The 16,543-nt window shown below is 68.6% G+C and carries 13 protein-coding genes; 4 read left to right on the top strand and 9 right to left on the bottom strand.

The window, feature by feature from the left end; all coding sequences use genetic code 11:
- Window positions 1-444: 444 nt before the first annotated feature.
- Window positions 445-975 (top strand): RDD family protein, encoded by a 531-nt coding sequence (locus tag ACIRRA_RS12330; protein ID WP_402766628.1) that lies wholly within the window; start codon window positions 445-447, stop codon window positions 973-975.
- Window positions 976-1,201: 226 nt separating this feature from the next.
- Complete coding sequence (locus ACIRRA_RS12325; RefSeq protein ID WP_402766626.1) at window positions 1,202-2,089, top strand: alpha/beta hydrolase; 888 nt, start codon at window positions 1,202-1,204, stop codon at window positions 2,087-2,089.
- A gap of 122 nt (window positions 2,090-2,211) precedes the next feature.
- Here ACIRRA_RS12325 and ACIRRA_RS12320 read toward each other — a convergent pair whose 3' ends face one another.
- From ACIRRA_RS12320 to sucB, 7 genes are all read right to left on the bottom strand, one after another.
- Window positions 2,212-2,955: a DUF4191 domain-containing protein gene (locus ACIRRA_RS12320; RefSeq protein ID WP_402766624.1), complete on the bottom strand. Its 744-nt coding sequence runs from the start codon at window positions 2,953-2,955 to the stop codon at window positions 2,212-2,214.
- 125 nt (window positions 2,956-3,080) lie between these two features.
- Entirely contained in the window at window positions 3,081-5,276 is a 2,196-nt protein-coding gene (locus tag ACIRRA_RS12315; RefSeq protein ID WP_402766622.1) for an elongation factor G-like protein EF-G2, read from the bottom strand.
- Between the two features lie 183 nt (window positions 5,277-5,459).
- Complete coding sequence (lipA, locus tag ACIRRA_RS12310) at window positions 5,460-6,500, bottom strand: lipoyl synthase (RefSeq protein WP_402766620.1); 1,041 nt, start codon at window positions 6,498-6,500, stop codon at window positions 5,460-5,462.
- 22 nt (window positions 6,501-6,522) lie between these two features.
- Window positions 6,523-7,338: a lipoyl(octanoyl) transferase LipB gene (gene lipB, locus ACIRRA_RS12305; protein ID WP_402766618.1), complete on the bottom strand. Its 816-nt coding sequence runs from the start codon at window positions 7,336-7,338 to the stop codon at window positions 6,523-6,525.
- Complete coding sequence (locus ACIRRA_RS12300; RefSeq protein ID WP_402767160.1) at window positions 7,335-7,847, bottom strand: GNAT family N-acetyltransferase; 513 nt, start codon at window positions 7,845-7,847, stop codon at window positions 7,335-7,337. The genes lipB and ACIRRA_RS12300 overlap by 4 nt, the downstream gene beginning before the upstream one ends.
- Before the next feature lie 81 nt (window positions 7,848-7,928).
- Entirely contained in the window at window positions 7,929-8,828 is a 900-nt protein-coding gene (locus tag ACIRRA_RS12295; RefSeq protein ID WP_357010681.1) for a TIGR01777 family oxidoreductase, read from the bottom strand.
- Window positions 8,829-8,857: 29 nt separating this feature from the next.
- Window positions 8,858-10,609, bottom strand: a complete 1,752-nt coding sequence (gene sucB / locus ACIRRA_RS12290; protein ID WP_402766616.1) for a 2-oxoglutarate dehydrogenase, E2 component, dihydrolipoamide succinyltransferase — start codon at window positions 10,607-10,609, stop codon at window positions 8,858-8,860.
- A gap of 600 nt (window positions 10,610-11,209) precedes the next feature.
- Between sucB and ACIRRA_RS12285 the strand changes: the two genes are divergently transcribed.
- Window positions 11,210-11,545: an oxidoreductase gene (locus tag ACIRRA_RS12285; protein ID WP_402766614.1), complete on the top strand. Its 336-nt coding sequence runs from the start codon at window positions 11,210-11,212 to the stop codon at window positions 11,543-11,545.
- 72 nt (window positions 11,546-11,617) lie between these two features.
- Here ACIRRA_RS12285 and ACIRRA_RS12280 read toward each other — a convergent pair whose 3' ends face one another.
- Window positions 11,618-13,123 carry a leucyl aminopeptidase gene (locus tag ACIRRA_RS12280; RefSeq protein ID WP_402766612.1) on the bottom strand — a complete coding sequence of 502 codons (1,506 nt, stop codon included), beginning with the start codon at window positions 13,121-13,123 and terminating at the stop codon, window positions 11,618-11,620.
- Between the two features lie 234 nt (window positions 13,124-13,357).
- On the opposite strand from ACIRRA_RS12280, the gene tuf reads away from it, so the two are divergent.
- Window positions 13,358-14,554 (top strand): elongation factor Tu, encoded by a 1,197-nt coding sequence (gene tuf, locus ACIRRA_RS12275; RefSeq protein ID WP_402766611.1) that lies wholly within the window; start codon window positions 13,358-13,360, stop codon window positions 14,552-14,554.
- Window positions 14,555-14,558: 4 nt separating this feature from the next.
- Here tuf and ACIRRA_RS12270 read toward each other — a convergent pair whose 3' ends face one another.
- Complete coding sequence (locus ACIRRA_RS12270) at window positions 14,559-15,983, bottom strand: sugar porter family MFS transporter (protein ID WP_402766610.1); 1,425 nt, start codon at window positions 15,981-15,983, stop codon at window positions 14,559-14,561.
- Between the last annotated feature and the right edge of the window lie 560 nt (window positions 15,984-16,543).

The following is a 16,543-nucleotide window of genomic DNA, read 5'->3' as shown; positions in this document are numbered from 1 at the left end:
CTCCTTACGGATCGGTTCCCAGCCAGTGGTGACTGCATGGGTTCGTCGCGACCACACGCTATGGACGCGGTGTTTCCCTGTAATCAAGGCTGTGTTTCGCCAGTGTTACACGCACTGCTGGCCGGGGGTTCGGCGGTGCCCCCGGGTTCGCGAAGACGCCGCAGCGGTCGCCGAGCAATGCTCGACCAGCAGGGACATCCTGCCACCGACCTGCCCGAAGCGGCTGTTAAGACTCTGAAAAGTTAGGGGCCTTGCCAGCTCCGGCCGGGTCATCGTGACAATCCTCACCGCCGGGCATCCACCTGGCAATCTCGAATGCTGAGCGATTGCGCGCCCGTCCGGAATCGGGTGAACAGCTAGGACGCACCCAGATATGGTTCCGTCCTCGCACCCCGAGCGGCAGGGGCGCGAAACCGGCCCCCCGACGCCGCATAAGCTGAGCCCATGGCTCGTATCACCGGCTCCTGGCTGTCCGGACCGAACGCCGAATCCGGAGACAACCCGCCCGGTGACTACCAGGGCAAGGAACTCGGCCTGCCGCCATCCGGACGCGGCGCACTCGCCCCCTTCACCCGTCGCGTCCTGGCGCTGCTCGTCGACTGGTTCATCTCGATGGGCCTGGCCGCGATCATCGTGCGGCCCAATGCCGAGCACATCATCTCGAAGATGACCATTCCCAAGGGCCAGCAACCGCCCTCGCACTTCGAGGTCATCACCCAAGCGCTGTCGACGCCGACGCTGCTGGTGTGGTTCGTGCTGGGAATCGCCGCGGTCACGCTGTTCGGCTTCACGCCCGGCCAGTACTTCCTGAAGCTGCGGGTCAGCCGGGTCGATGCCGATGCACCGGTCGGTTTCATCCGTGCCCTGGTCCGGCAGCTCATCCTGCTGTTCGTCATCCCCGCCCTGTTCACCGACAGCGACGGCCGCGGCATGCACGACCGCGCCACCGGCACCGCCCTCGTCTACAGCCGCTGACCCTCGTCGCGAACTTTCGCGCGGGTTGATTCGAAACACGGCACAGCGCGCGCGTCGGCCTGCGCCGGGCCTGTGACCTGCGATGCTGTTGGTGCGGTGTGTGGCAAGACGTTGCCAAACGTTCACCGTAGTTTGCTTTCGATCGGTAAGGTTGCGGCGATTTGCCGTGATGCAGCCGCCAGGTTGCCGTCGGGCAGATAGCTGATGTTGTGCCGATGGAGGATCGATGGTCGAGGACTACCGGGCTGCCGCGTGGAGATTCAGCCGGCGGTCCCTGTTCGCGACCGCCGGCCTGCTCGGCCTGGCCGGCGCGGGCGCGGCCGTCAGCGCCGGCGGCAACGCGGCGGTCGACCCCGCGGAGATCGGGCAGACCGCGGCCGGAATCACCCCCGTCGTCCGGGTGGAACGGGTCTATTCGGCCGCCCGCCGCCGCGACGTGGACCTGGTCACCATCCTGCCGCCCGGCGTCCCCACCGAGAACCTGCCCGTGTCGCTGCTGCTGCACGGCCTGCACGGCACCGCCCGCACCGCGGCCGTCGGCAATATCGCCGACGTGCTGGCCGCCGGGGTCGCCACCCGGCTGTCCCCGGCCTTCGGTTTCGTGGCCCTGGACGGCGGCGACAACTACTGGCACGACCACGGCACCGGCGACGATCCAATGTCCATGCTGCTCAACGAGGTTCCCGGCTGGCTGGCGCAGCGCCGCCTGGGCGCACCGGGCGGACTGCCGTTCGCCTGCACCGGCACCTCCATGGGTGGCTTCGGCGCGCTGGTGTACTCGCGCCTCCGCTTCGAACAGGGCCGGCCGCTGAACGCGGTTGCCGCCATGTCGCCGGGGTTGCTCACCTCGTGGACCGAAATGGCCAAACGGAACGCATTCACCAATGCCGATCAGTGGGCGGCACTCGACCCGCTGCGCAACCTCGACAAGGCGGGCCCGGCCCCCGTCGGCGTGTGGTGCGGCGACCGCGACCGCTTCATCGACGGCTGCCGCCGCTACATCACCGCCGCCCGCCCCGAGGTCGGCCTGGTCACCCCGGGCACGCACACCGACGAGTACTGGCGCACGGTCACCCCGGACGTCGTCCGCTTCCTCTCCCGCCACGTGGGCTGACCTTCCGGTCGGTACCGAATACACCCGGCAGGCGTGCGAGCGTCGGGTGTTGTGGCCGAAGGCATTTCGGAAAAAGACGAGGCCCGCGTCCTGGGGACGCGGGCCTCGACGGTTCCGGTGGGTCAGCGGCGGCGGATGCTGCGCTGAACGCCGCGCATCTTGGCGCCGCTCGGCAGCGGGCCCTTGGGGAGGGCCGGGCCGCCGCGGGTGGCCAGCGCGGACAGCCGACCCTCGATGAGGTCCATGCGCTTGGCGTCGATATTGCGGGGGAGCTTGGTCAGATAGCGCTGCAGTTCCTTCAGCGGCACCTGGTCCTGCTCGTTGCCGATCACCACGTCGTAGATCGGGGTGTCGCCGACCAGGCGGGAGACCTTCTTCTTCTCCTGCGCGAGCAGGGATTTCACGCGCTGCGGCGAACCCTCGGCGACCAGGATGACACCGGGCAGGCCGACCACGCGGTGCACGGCGTCGAGCTGGGTGGTGGCGGCGACGCCGGGGGAGACGCGCCACTTGCCCTGCAGGTTGTCCAGCACCCAGGCGGCCGCGCCGGCCTGGCCCTCGGCCTTGGCGTACACGTTCTTCTGGACCCGGCGGCCGAAGAGGATGAACGCGGCCAGCGCGCCCAGCAGCAGGCCGATCGGCAGCAGGAACCACTGCATGCCGAAGATCAGGCCGATCACCAGGAACAGCACGGTCACGCCGACGAAGGCGCCGATCATCAGCGGCAGCAGCAGCTTGTCTTCCTTGCGCTGCATCTGGAATGCCTGCCAGAGTTGCTGGCGGCGCTCCTTCGACGCCTGTTTGCGCGCCGCCTTCGCCGCGGCCTTCGCTTCCTTCGACGGATTACCGCCCTTGCCTGCTGCCATGGCGTCCAGCTTAATGGCCGGGTACGCCCGGTTCGCGACGGGATCACCGGGATGGCGAGCGGCCGATACCGCCGCGGCGGCCGTGATCTCACCCAGTGGGATCGGTGGCGCCGGATCGGCCGGATTCAGCCGGCGCTCCCGGCCTTGTCCCGCATCGACTCCGCCAGCTGCGTGGGCATGGCCTCGTGCCGCGCATAGGTGCGGGCGAAGGTGGCCGCGCCGTGCGCCAGTGAACGCAGGTCCACGGCGTAGCGGCTGAGCTCGAGTTCCGGCACCTCGGCGCGAATCGCGGTGCGCCCCAGCCCGACCGGCTCGGTGCCCAGCACCCGGCCGCGACGGCTCGACAGATCGACCAGCACCGGTCCCACGTAGTCGTCCGAAACCACCACGTGCACTTCGGATATCGGCTCCAGCAGGTTGATGCGCGCCGCTCCGGCCGCCTCCCGCAAGGCCAGCGCCCCGGCCATCTGGAAGGCCGCGTCGGAGGAGTCGACCGAGTGCGCCTTCCCGTCGAACAGCGTCACCCGCACATCCACCAGCGGATATCCGGCCGCCACACCGCGCGCGGCCTGCGCGCGCACGCCCTTCTCGACCGACGGAATGAACTGGCGCGGAACGACTCCGCCCACCACCTTGTCCACGAACTCGATCCCGGACCCCTCGGGGAGCGGCGCCACCTCGATCTCGCAGATGGCGTACTGCCCGTGTCCGCCGGACTGCTTCACATGCCGCCCGCGCCCGGACGCCTGGGTGGCGAAGGTCTCGCGCAGCGCGACCCGGTGGTCGACGACGTCCACCTGCACCCCGAACCGGGAGCGCAGCCGTTCCAGCGCCACATCGCGATGCGCCTCGCCCAGGACCCACAGCACCAGCTGATGGGTGTCGGGGTTCTGTTCGAGCCGCACCGTCGGATCCTCGGCGACCAGTCGTGACAGGCCCTGCGAGAGCTTGTCCTCGTCGGCCTTGCTGTGCGCCTTCACGGCCACCGGCAGCAACGGATCGGGCATGGACCACGGCTCGATGACGAGCGGGCAATCCCTGGCGGACAACGTATCCCCGGTCTCGGCGTGCGACAGCTTGCTCACGCACACGATGTCCCCGGCGATGGCCTGCGGCAGTGGCCGCTGCTGCTTCCCGAACGGCGCGGACACCCCGCCGACGCGTTCGTCGGCATCGTGACCATCGGCGTCGCCCGGTCCGTGCCCGCACACGTGCACGGTGTCGTCGGCGTGCAGCGTGCCGGAGAACACCCGCACCAGCGACAACCGGCCCACATAGGGATCGGAGGCGGTGCGGATCACCTCGGCGGCCAACGGCGCGGCGGGATCACAGGCCAGCGCGGCGGCCTTGCCGCCGGACCCGATCGCGGACACGGGATGTTCGGCGGGCGTGGGGAATCCGCGCGTGATCAGATCCAGGATCTCCACCGTGCCGAGCCCGTGCCGCGCGCCCTCCGGCGGCGGTGCGGCGATCAGCACCGGATGGAAACTGCCGCGCGCCACCGCCTTTTCGAGGTCCGCGACCAGCGTGGCCAGGTCGATCTCCTCGCCGCCGATGTAGCGGTCCATGAGGGTCTCGTCCTCGCTCTCGGCGATGATGCCCTCGATGAGCCGGTTGCGCGCCTCCTCCAGCTGCTCCCGCTGCTCCTCGGAGGCGGGTGTTTCCACGCGTTCCCCGGTGGCGTAGTCGTAGACGTGCTGGGTGAGCAGTTCGATCAGCCCGGTCACCGGCCGGTGCCCGTCGGCCCCCTTGGGCCCGTACACCGGAAGATGCAGCGGCAGCATGCTTTCCGAGCGACCGCCGCCCAGGATCTCCCGGCAGGTCTCGGTCATATCGTCGAAATCCGCGCGTGCGGTATCCAGATGGGTGAGCACGATGGCGCGCGGCATGCCGACACCCGCGCACTCCTCCCACAGCGCCAGTGTCGCCCCGCTCACGCCCTCCACGCCCGCGGCGGCGGAGAGCACGAAAAGGGCCGCGTCCGCCGCTCGCAGACCGGCCCTGAGTTCCCCGACGAAATCCGCGTAGCCGGGGGTGTCCAGGAGATTGACCTTGACGTGGTCCCAGCCCATCGGCACCACCGACAGTTGCACGGACCGGTGTTGTCGCTGCTCGATGTCGTCGTAGTCCGAGACGGAGGTGCCGTCCTCGACCCGCCCGGCCCGGAGTACCGCCCCGGCCGCCACGGCGAGCGCCTCCACCAGCGTGGTCTTCCCGGACCCGCTGTGCCCTACCAGCACCACATTCCGTATATCGTTCGGCCTTTCGGCCACGACCACCCTGCCGTTGACACCTTGCGACGTCGTCGTTCGCTCGACCATGGCTCGCTCCCGGGGTCGATCAATGCGGTCCTTCGAGCTTCCCACCAGCCCCGCGCACGCGTCCACGAATCGACCGAACCGATTTGGATGGCGTGCCGATACCCGGCGTTCACCTGGCGAGGTGTCGCAAAACGACTGTGGCCCGGACGGTACGTCCGGGCCACAGTGCACGAATTCGATCGGCTAGGAGCCGAAGCGCGCCAGGACGCTGGTCGCCTCCTGTGCCGCGCTGCCCTCCTCGGCGAGGTGGGCCATCTCCGGGGAGATCTCGCGACCGTGGTGGCGCATGGCTTGGGCGTACAGGCGACCGGCACGGTAGGACGAGCGGACCAGCGGACCGGCCATCACCCCGGCGAAGCCCATGGCCTCGGCGGCCTTGGAGTGCTCCACGAACTCCTCCGGCTTCACCCACCGGTCGACCGGGTGGTGCCGCGGGGACGGCCGCAGGTACTGGGTGATGGTGATGATGTCGCAGCCCGCCTCGTGCAGGTCGCGCAGACCCTGGGTAACTTCCTCCGGGGTCTCGCCCATGCCCAGGATGAGGTTGGACTTGGTGACCAGACCTGCCTCGCGCGCGGCGGTGATGACCGCCAGCGACCGCTCGTAGCGGAAGGCCGGCCGGATGCGCTTGAAGATGCGCGGCACCGTCTCCAGGTTGTGCGCGAGCACCTCCGGACGGGACTCGAACACCTCGGCCAGTTGCTCGGGCACGGCATTGAAGTCGGGGATCAGCAGTTCGACGCCGGTGTGCGGGTTGAGCCGCTTGATCGCCCGCACGGTCTCGGCGTACAGCCACGAGCCGCCGTCCTCGAGGTCGTCGCGCGCGACGCCGGTGACGGTCGAGTAGCGCAGCCCCATGGCCTGCACGCTCTCGGCCACGCGCCGCGGCTCGTCCCGGTCCAGGGCGGCGGGCTTGCCGGTATCGATCTGGCAGAAGTCGCAGCGGCGGGTGCACTGTTCACCGCCGATGAGGAAGGTGGCCTCGCGGTCCTCCCAGCACTCGAAGATGTTGGGGCACCCGGCTTCCTCGCAAACCGTGTGCAGCCCTTCGCGTTTCACCAGGCCCTTGAGTTCGGTGTACTCGGGTCCCATGGTGGCGCGGGTGCGGATCCACGAGGGTTTGCGCTCGATCGGGGTCTCGGCGTTGCGGGCCTCGATGCGAAGCAGCTTGCGGCCGTTGGGTGCGGCCGGGTCGTTCGATGTCGGGGTATCGACGGAAGTCACTTTGTCCACCCTACGCTCATGATCATTCGGCCTTGGCAGGCACGGTTCCGGCCACCACCGGGAGCTGATCGGTCGTCGACGCCGGAAGTGGTTCGGGGCATTCGGCCGCGGCCTTCGCGCAGCGGGAGATGTTGTGGTCGGTCACCTTCAGCGCGCCGTCGAGGGCGCGGGCGATGGCGTCGGCGACCAGTGGCCGCACCTCGTCCACGGTCACCTCGCGGCCGAGTTCGCGGCTCAGCGTGGTGACGCCGGCATCGCGAATCCCGCACGGCACGATGGCATCGAAGGCGTCGAGGCTGGAATTGCAGTTCAGCGAGATGCCGTGCAGGGTGACCCCGCGCTGGACGCGCACGCCGATGGCTGCGACCTTCCGCTCGGGCAGGAGCTCGCTCTCGGGCACCCACACGCCCGAACGGCCTTCCACCCGACCGGTTTCCAGTCCGAGCTGCGCGCAGACGGTGATGAGGGCTTCCTCCAGGCGGCGCACATAGGCGACCACATCGACGGGTTCGGCCAGCCGCACAATGGGATAGCCGACCAGTTGCCCGGGACCGTGCCAGGTGATCTTCCCACCGCGGTCGACCTCGATGACCGGGCTGCCGTCCATGGGCAGGTCCTCCGGCTCGGTGCGGCGGCCGGCGGTGTAGACGAAGGGGTGTTCCAGCAGGAGCAGCCGATCCTGTCCGATGCCATCGGCGCGTTCGGCGGCGATCGACCGCTGCAGCTCCCAGGCTTGCTGGTAATCGATGAGGCCCAGATTCTCGACTGCGAGGGGTGTGCCGTCGAAGCGGGCCGAGACCGCACAGGGTAACGGTGCGGTGGCCGTACTCTCACTCACGATTGCGACGTTACCCCTTCGTTGACAACGCGTTGCATCAGCGTCAAGTCCATCCAGCGCCCGAATTTGTGCCCGACTTCCGGCATTCGACCGACGACGGCGAAGCCGAATTTCTCGTGCAGCGCGATCGACGTGCGGTTACTCGACTCGATCGCCGCGATCATGGTGTGCACGCCGCCCCGGCTCGCCCGCACCAGCAGCTCGCGCATGAGCACCGTGGCCACTCCGCGCCGCTGGAATATATCTGACACGTACACCGAGTTCTCGACGGAGAACCGGTAGCCGGACTTCGGCCGGAACTGCCCGTAGCTGGCGTACCCCGCGACCTGGCCGTCGATCTCGGCCACCAGCACCGGATGTCCGGCTCCGGTCCGCGCTGCGAACCAGGCCTTGCGCTCGTCGAGGTCGGCGAGTTCGGTATCCCAGATGGCGGTGGTCTCGGCGATGGCGTTGTTGTGGATCACCAGGATCTCCGCGAGATCGCTCTCGCGCGCATCCCGCACCAGCAGGTCGGACGGATGATTGGTCACGTCCCACACGGTATCGACGGGCCCACTGTGACGCGCGCCGCGCCCACACAACGGGCCGGATCAGCCGGACTGGCCGAGCGTCGCGGACAGTGCCGCGCCGATGGTGGGGTGCTGGAAGGGGTATCCGGCGGCCTCGAGCGCGGTGGGAATCGCCCTGGGGCCGTGCAGGATTGCCTCTTCGGCGAACTCGCCCACGGCCAGCCGCAGCGCGAACGCGGGCACCATCAGGGGTGTCGGCCGGTGCATGACGCGGCCCAGTGCGCGGGTGAACTCCGCATTGGTGACCGGCGCGGGACCGACCATATTGACCGGGCCGGAAAGGCTTTCGTGGGTGAGCGCGTAGATGATCGCGCCGACCTCGTCGTCCAGGGAGATCCACGGCACGTACTGGCGGCCGCTGCCCAGCCGCCCGCCGAGGCCGAGAAAGTAGAGGGGATACAGCATTCCGAGCATGCCGCCGTGCCGGGCCAGCACGACTGCCGAGCGCAGCAGCACCGTGCGCACGCCGGCGTCGGCGGCCTGCTCGGTGGCGGCCTCCCAGTCGGCGCACAGGCCGGCCAGGAAACCGGTTCCGGCGGGGGAACTCTCGGTGACGACGCGGTCGCCGAGATCGCCGCCGTAGTAGTGCACGCCGCTGGCATTGACCAGCGTCGGCACTCCCGCGGCGGCGACCGCGGCGGCCAGCACGTCGGTGGGGACGATGCGGCTGTCGCGCAGCTCCTGCTTGTAGCTGCCGGTCCAGCGCCGCTGCCCGATACCCGCGCCGCAGAGGTTCACCACCGCGTCGGCGCCACGCAGCGCGCGCTCGTCCAGATCGGAACGGACGGGGTCCCAGGTGAATTCGTCGCGGGCGTGCACGGGACGGCGTACGAGGCGGGTGACCTCGTGCCCGTCGCGGCGCAGAGCCGCGACGAGCGCCGTCCCGATCAGTCCGGACGAACCGGCGATCACGACCTTCATCCGATCAATCCTGCCGCCCGTATCCGGCATTAGAGCCCGAGGTCACCTTCGAACGCGGCCTCTTCCAGCCGGTGCTTGACGGTGGTCAGGAAGCGACCCGCGTCGGCGCCGTCGATGAGGCGGTGATCGTAGGTGAGCGGCAGGTAGGCCATCGAGCGGATGCCGATGAACTCGCTGCCGTCGTCGCTGATCACCATGGGGCGCTTGACGATCGCGCCGGTGCCCAGCATGGCGGCCTGCGGCGGCACCAGGATCGGGGTGTCGAACAGGGCGCCCTGGGAACCGATATTGGTGATGGTGAAGGTGCCGTTGGCCAGCTCGTCCGGCTTCAGGCCGCCGGTGCGCGCACGGTTGGCGATATCGGCGATAGCACGCGCCAGTCCGGCCAGCGACAGGTCGTTGGCGTTGTGGATGACCGGCGAGAGCAGGCCCTGCTCGGTGTCGACCGCGATACCCAGGTTGACCACCGAGTGGTAGGTGATCTCCTTGGTGTCGGAGTTGTAGGACGCGTTCACGTTCGGGTGCACGGCCAGCGCCTCGATGACGGCCTTGGCGTAGAACGGCAGGAACGTGATGTTCACGCCCTCACGCTGCTTGAACGCGGCCTTGGCGCGGCTGCGCAGGGCGGCGATCTTGGTCATGTCGACCTCGTGCACCTGGGTGAGCTGCGCGGTGGTCTGCAGCGCCTCCACGGTCCTGGTCGCGGTGATCTGCCGGATACGGCTGGCCTTCTGGACCGTGCCGGTCAGGTGCGACAGCGACGGACGGGGCGCGGGCGCGGCGGCGGCCGGGGCGACCGGAGCAGCGGCGGCGGGCGCGACGGCAGCGGCGGGGGCCGGAGCCTTCTTGGCCTCCGCGGCGGCGAGCACATCCTGCTTGCGGATGCGGCCACCGACACCGGAACCGGTGAGGGTCGCGAGGTCAACGTTGTTCTCCGCGGCCAGCTTTCGCACCAGCGGGGTCACGTAGGGGCCGCCGTTGGTGGAAGGCTCCTCGGCGGGGGTGGCCGCTGCCGGAACCGGAGCGGGCTTGGGAGCCGGGGCAGGGACCGGAGCGGGAGCCGCAGCGGGGGCGGGGGCCGGGGCAGGCGCCGGGGCGGGTGCGGGTGCGGGAGCAGGGGCAGGCGCCGGGGCGGGTGCGGCGGCGGCGACACCGCTGCCGATGACACCCAGCTGACCGCCGACGGCGATCACGTCGTCCTCCTGCGCGGAGATCTCCAGCAGGGTGCCGGCGACCGGCGACGGGATCTCGGTGTCCACCTTGTCGGTGGAGACCTCGAGCAGCGGCTCGTCCACGGCGACCTGGTCGCCGACCTGCTTCAGCCAGCGGGTGACGGTGCCCTCGGTGACGGACTCACCGAGTTCGGGCATCTTGACCGGGGTGCCGGAGGCGGCAGCGGCCGGGGCGGGCGCGGCGGCGGCCGGCGCCGGGGCAGCGGCGACCGGCTGCGGGGCCGGGGCGGGTGCGGGGGCCGGCGCGGGCGCCGGGGCCGGGGCCGGGGCGGCGGCGGGTGCCGGGGCGGCGGCCGGTGCCGGAGCGGAACCGGCCTCACCGATCACGCCGAGCTCGCCGCCGACCTCGACCACGTCGTCCTCCTGGGCGACGATCTTCGTGAGAACGCCTGCGACCGGGGACGGGATCTCGGTGTCGACCTTGTCGGTGGAGACCTCGAGCAGCGGCTCGTCGACCTCGACCGTGTCTCCTTCCTGCTTCAGCCACCTGGTCACAGTGCCCTCGGTGACGCTCTCACCAAGAGCCGGCATCTGGACGGAGAAGGTCATGTCCGTTGACTCCTCTGACTGCTCGTCGGGTTAAACAGTTCGTCTCTCAGCGGGCATGGCACCGCGGGTCGCGGTGTCGTCCCGACGGCCACCGATCATTCTGTGGCACCGGAGATCCGTGTTGGTTCTTGTTCCAGCCACCCATCCTTGCACTCGTCCGGGTGCGGCGTGTCACAGGGCGGCCGTTGCGCCGACCTCTCCGTGCCGCGATCCCCCGCGTGAGCAAGAGATCTCCCTGGCGTGAGCGTGAATTGGCGGGAATGGCATGAGACGTATCACGTTTGTGCGCGACACCTCTGTCCGGGGTGCCGCCGACCGGGAGTCGCGGCAGCACCGAGTGGGATAGCGGACAGCTAGCTGACCGCGCCGACCGGATGGCCGGACATCCGCGGGAGTGCGCTGGTTGCGCCGCGGCGAGCAATGAATTCGTGCGGCGTGGTGAATCGGTTGAGGGCATGCGGGATGCCAACGCCTCGGCGGAATTTCTGAATGGATTCTGTGGGGCTGCTTAGGAGTTGGCCCAGGCGAGTGGCGAACGGCCCGGGAGCTGGCACTATCGAAATATCCGGCGTTTCCGTGGCCGGAGAGGAGGTAGCCGGGATGGGTTTCCTGGATCTGTTCGGGCGCGGCGGTACCGTGCGCCGGGGTGATGCCGACCCCGAGGCGATGGCGCATCTCGTCGCCTGGACCCGAAGCCATTACGGCGTGGAGGCTTTCGTCGAGCCGCGCACGACGGTGTCCGATGTCTCGGTCGTCCTGGTCGCCCACGACGGGTCGTGGACCCGTCGCGCGGTCGGCGAGCGTGGCGCGCAACGACTGTCCAACACCTTGAACATCCCCGTCTACGATGCCCGCCGAGTCGGCTACCCCCAGCGCATGCGCGACTATGAGGCCCGCCGCCGCATCCTGGAACGCCGTGCGGCCCAGGGCTTCTGACCACACCCCTCGACGCGAACGCCCGCCGCCGCAGTGCGCGGTGGCGGGCGTTGTCGCAGGACCGGGTGCCGATTACTCGGCGGCGATGTCCTCGAGGGTCGCGATGAGGGTGCGGACCGGGACGCCGGTGCCGCCCTTGCCGATGTAGCCGAACGGCCCGCCGGTGTTGTAGGCGGGCCCGGCCACATCCAAGTGCGCCCACTGCACACTCTCGGAGACGAATTCCTTGAGGAACAGACCGGCCGACAGCATGCCGCCCCAGCGGTGCGGCGCGACGTTCTGCAGGTCGGCGATCTTGGAGTTCAGGTCGGCGCGCAGTTCCGCGGGAAGCGGCATGGCCCAGGCGTTCTCGCCGACGGCCTGCGAGATGCGGGCCACCCGGTCGCGGAAGACGTCGGTGCCCATGACGCCCGGGGTGCGGGTGCCGAGCGCGACCATCTGCGCACCGGTGAGGGTGGCGACGTCGATGACGTAGTCGGGTTCGTCCTGGCCCGCGCGCACGAGCGCGTCGGCCAGGATGAGCCGGCCCTCGGCATCGGTGTTGATGACCTCGACGGTGGTCCCGCCGAACTGGGTGAGCACGTCGCCGGGCCGCTGCGCGGTGGCCGACGGCATGTTCTCGGCCATGGGCACGGTGGCGATGACGGTGAGCGGCAGGCTCAGTCGCGCCGCCAGCAGCGTGGTGGCGATGACCGCCGCCGCGCCGCCCATGTCGGAGGTCATGTTCTCCATGTTCTGCGCGGGCTTGATGGAGATGCCGCCGGTGTCGAAGGTGATGCCCTTGCCGATGAGCGCCACCTTGGGGTCGCCGCCCGCGTAGGTGATGCGGATCAGCCGCGGCGGCCGCGAGGAGCCCTTGCCGACGCCGAGAATGCCGCCGTAGCCCTGGGATTCGAGTTCCTTCTCGTCCAGGATCTCCACCTGCAGGCCGGCCGCCTTGGCCAATTCCGCTGCGCGGTTGGCGAATTCGGCCGGAAACAGGTCGTTGGGCGGGGTGTTCACGAAATCCCGTGCGGTGGCGACGGCCTCGGCGACGGCCTGCGCCCGGAAGAGCGCCTCTTCCCCGAATCCCGTTTCGGGAACCAGGAATTCGACCCGCTTGACCGGCTGATCGTCGTCCTTGGGCGCGGTCTTGGCGGACTTGAACGTGGTGAACTGGTACGCGCCCAGATAGAAGCCCTCGGCCGCTGCCCCGAGGTCCAGCCCCGACAGCGTGGTGACCGCGGTCGCGACCCCGGTCAGCGCCCGCCCGGCCGCGCCGGCCGACTTGCGCACCTGCTCGGCGTCGAGCTTGTCCTCGGCCCCGAGTCCGACCGCCAGCACGTAGTCCACGCCCAGCCCGGCCGGAGCCGGCACTCGCGTGATCTCCTCGCCCTTCCCCTTGGCCCCGACCGCCTGCAGCGCACTCAGCAGCGCCGCCCGGGTCTCGCCGTCCAGTACATCCGCGAAGGCGTCGGCGGGCGCGATCACCGGCCCGTCATCGGTCGAGGTGAGGCCGATGACGAGGACGTCGGCCTCCCCGATGCCCACGGTGCGTACGAGTTCCGGTCCGAGCGAACGATCTGCAACAGCTGTCATAACCGCCCACGTTACTTCCCCTGCTCACCCGAGGCCGGTTGGGCGCGTCGCACGGGGACTCGCCGAGCGGAACATCACCCGTCAACAGTCCTGTACGTCCGGTTCGGGCCGTTCTCGACCTTTACGGGCCGGCGCCTGAATACCCTGGAACCGACACCGCCGTCGGGCATGACTTCGCGGTGTCCCCACCCTCCGGTGCCCTCTCGAATCGCGCGGGCGCACAGGAGGTTCCCAGTGGCGAAGGCGAAGTTCCAGCGGACGAAGCCGCACGTCAATGTCGGTACCATCGGCCACATCGACCACGGCAAGACCACTCTCACCGCGGCGATCACCAGGGTCCTGCACAACAAATATCCGGACCTGAATCCCTTCACACCCTTCGAGGCCATCGACAAGGCCCCCGAGGAGCGGCAGCGCGGCATCACCATCTCCATCGCCCACGTGGAGTACCAGACGGAGAACCGCCACTATGCGCACGTCGACTGCCCCGGCCACGCCGACTACATCAAGAACATGATCACCGGAGCCGCCCAGATGGATGGCGCCATCCTGGTGGTCGCCGCCACCGACGGCCCGATGCCGCAGACCAAGGAGCACGTCATCCTGGCGCGCCAGGTCGGCGTCCCGAAAATGGTGGTGGCACTGAACAAGTGCGACATGGTCGAGGACGAGGAGATCCTGGAACTGGTCGAACTCGAGGTGAGCGACCTGCTCAGCGAATACGAATTCGACGGCGACAACACCCCCATCGTCCGTGTCTCCGCTTACCAGGCGCTCGAGAACCCCACCGGCGAGTGGGGCGACACCATCACCGAACTCCTGGCCGCCGTGGACGATTGGATCGACACCCCGACCCGCGAGGTCGAGAAGCCCTTCCTCATGCCCATCGAGGACGTTTTCACCATCACCGGCCGCGGCACCGTTGTCACCGGCCGCATCGAACGCGGCGTCCTGAAGGTCAACGCCGAGGTGGAGATTGTCGGCATCCGCCCGAAGACCACCAGAACCACGGTCACCGGCATCGAGATGTTCCGGAAACTACTGGACGAAGGCCAGGCCGGCGAGAACGTCGGCCTTCTGCTGCGTGGTGTCCGCCGCGAAGATGTGGAGCGCGGCCAGTGCGTCATCAAGCCGGGTTCGGTCACACCCCACACCCGGTTCGAAGGCCAGGCCTACATACTCTCGAAGGAGGAGGGTGGCCGCCACACCCCCTTCTTCAACAACTACCGCCCCCAGTTCTACTTCCGCACAACGGATGTCACCGGCGTGGTGACCCTTCCGAAGGAAGTGGAGATGGTCCTCCCGGGTGACAACGTCTCCATGGAGGTGGTCCTCATCCAACCCATAGCCATGGAGATCGGCCTCAAATTCGCCATCCGGGAGGGTGGCCGGACGGTCGGCGCCGGCCAGATCACCAAGATCCTGAAATAGCCGTTCAGCCCATTTCTTCCAGTGCCTTGCCCTTCGTCTCCGGGACCCACCTGAGTACGAAGGGAATCGAGAGGATGGCGAAGGCGGTGTAGATGACGTAGGTCCCCGACAGGTTCCAGTCGGCCAGGCTGGGGAAACTGGCGGTGATGACCCAGTTGGCGATCCACTGCGCCGACGCGGCCACACCGAGCGCGGCGGCGCGCAGCTTGTTGGGGAACATCTCGCCGAGCAGCACCCACACCACGACACCCCATGACATGGCGAAGAACAGCACGAAGCTGTGCGCGGAGATGAGCGCCACGATGCCCTGGGTGTGCGGCAGGCTCACGCTGTTCCCGGACCCGGACTTGTAGGAGAACGCCCAGCCCTCCAGTGCGAGGGAGATCGCCATGCCCGCGGATCCGATGAGCGCCAGCGGTTTCCGCCCGATCCGGTCGACGAGCACCATGGCGATCACGGTGCCGACGATATTGATGATCGAGGTGGTGAACGAGTAGAAGAACGAACTGGACGGGTCGATGCCCACCGACTGCCACAGCGTCGCCGAGTAATAGAAGACGACATTGATGCCGACCAGCTGCTGGAACACCGACAGCCCGATACCGATCCACACCACCGGCAGGAACCCGGACTTGCCGAGCAGATCCTTGAACGTCGACCGGTGCTCACTGTGCATGGCCTGCTCGATCTCGGCCACCCGCTCGTCCAGATTCCCCCTGTCGCCCTCGACCTCGGTCAGTACCTCCTTGGCCCTGTCGGTCTTGCCGATGGAGATCAGATACCGCGGCGACTCCGGAATGGTGAACGAGAACAGCCCGTAGAGCGCCGCCGGCACCACCATCACTCCGAGCATCCACTGCCAGGCCTCGAGTCCGGCGATGTGACCGCGCTGCTCACTGCCCGCCATCTCGAGAATCGCGAAGTTCACCAATTGTGAAGTGGCGATACCGATCACGATGGCCGCCTGCTGGAACGACGCCAACCGTCCCCGATACGCCGGCGGCGACACCTCGGCGATGTACGCGGGCCCGATCACCGACGCCATCCCGATCCCGATACCACCGATCACACGCCACATCGCCAGGTCCCACAGCGCGAACGGCAGCGCCGACCCGATCGCACTGCAGGTGAACAGCGTCGCCGCGATCCGCATGCACCAGATGCGTCCGATCCGGTCCGCGATCCGCCCCGCGATAGCAGCCCCCACCGCGCAGCCGATCAATGCAATGGCCACCACCTGCGCCAATGTCGCCGAACCGATGTCGTACCGATCCCGGATCGCCTCGACCGCACCGTTGATGACCGAGCTGTCATACCCGAACAGAAACCCACCCATGGCCGCCGCAGCGGTAATGAACACGACATAGACGAGGCTGTTCGCCCCATCCACCTGATCGCCGGGCGTTCGCTCGCCCACCGTTGAATTCACACAGACTCCTTCGTTCCGACCCGGAGCCTCGTGAGCCCGGGCCAACCACCATGGGTAAGACCGAGATGACGCACAGATTCCCGTCAGACGGCGCACCCCGACAATTGTTGCTGCCGTGATGCTTGTCAACGCGGCCCGTAGGTCTCGCTTTCCGGTGATGTGGGCAGCCGGAGTGCCTGCAATGTGGTCGTCTCTTCCCGCCAGCCGTTCGGCCTCGCGCAGTAGTCGTGCCGCGCTCTCGACGTCGCCGGCTCGCGCGGCGTCCGTCGCTCGCGACACCGCATACAAAACTCCGGACCGATCCTCACGACTCGCTGTCCGCGCTCGAAGAGCTCCGGCCACCGAGACCTCCTTACCTATAGGCAGTGTTGTGGGGAGGTATTCGGAGCCGCGCGCTCTTCGACTCGTCCGGGCGGCTCATCCGATGTGCCGGAAAGGCGCAGGTAGACAGCCGATTTGACTTTGGTTCGTAGCAACACGTAACTTATTCCAGGTCAGAGCGACACGGACACCGACCCGGAGCCCCAAGGGCCTGGGAAACGAGGTTGGACGAGGAGCGC

This window comes from Nocardia sp. NPDC101769, assembly GCF_044766925.1.
GTDB lineage: Bacteria > Actinomycetota > Actinomycetes > Mycobacteriales > Mycobacteriaceae > Nocardia.
This window is presented reverse-complemented; position numbering and strand designations above follow the sequence as displayed.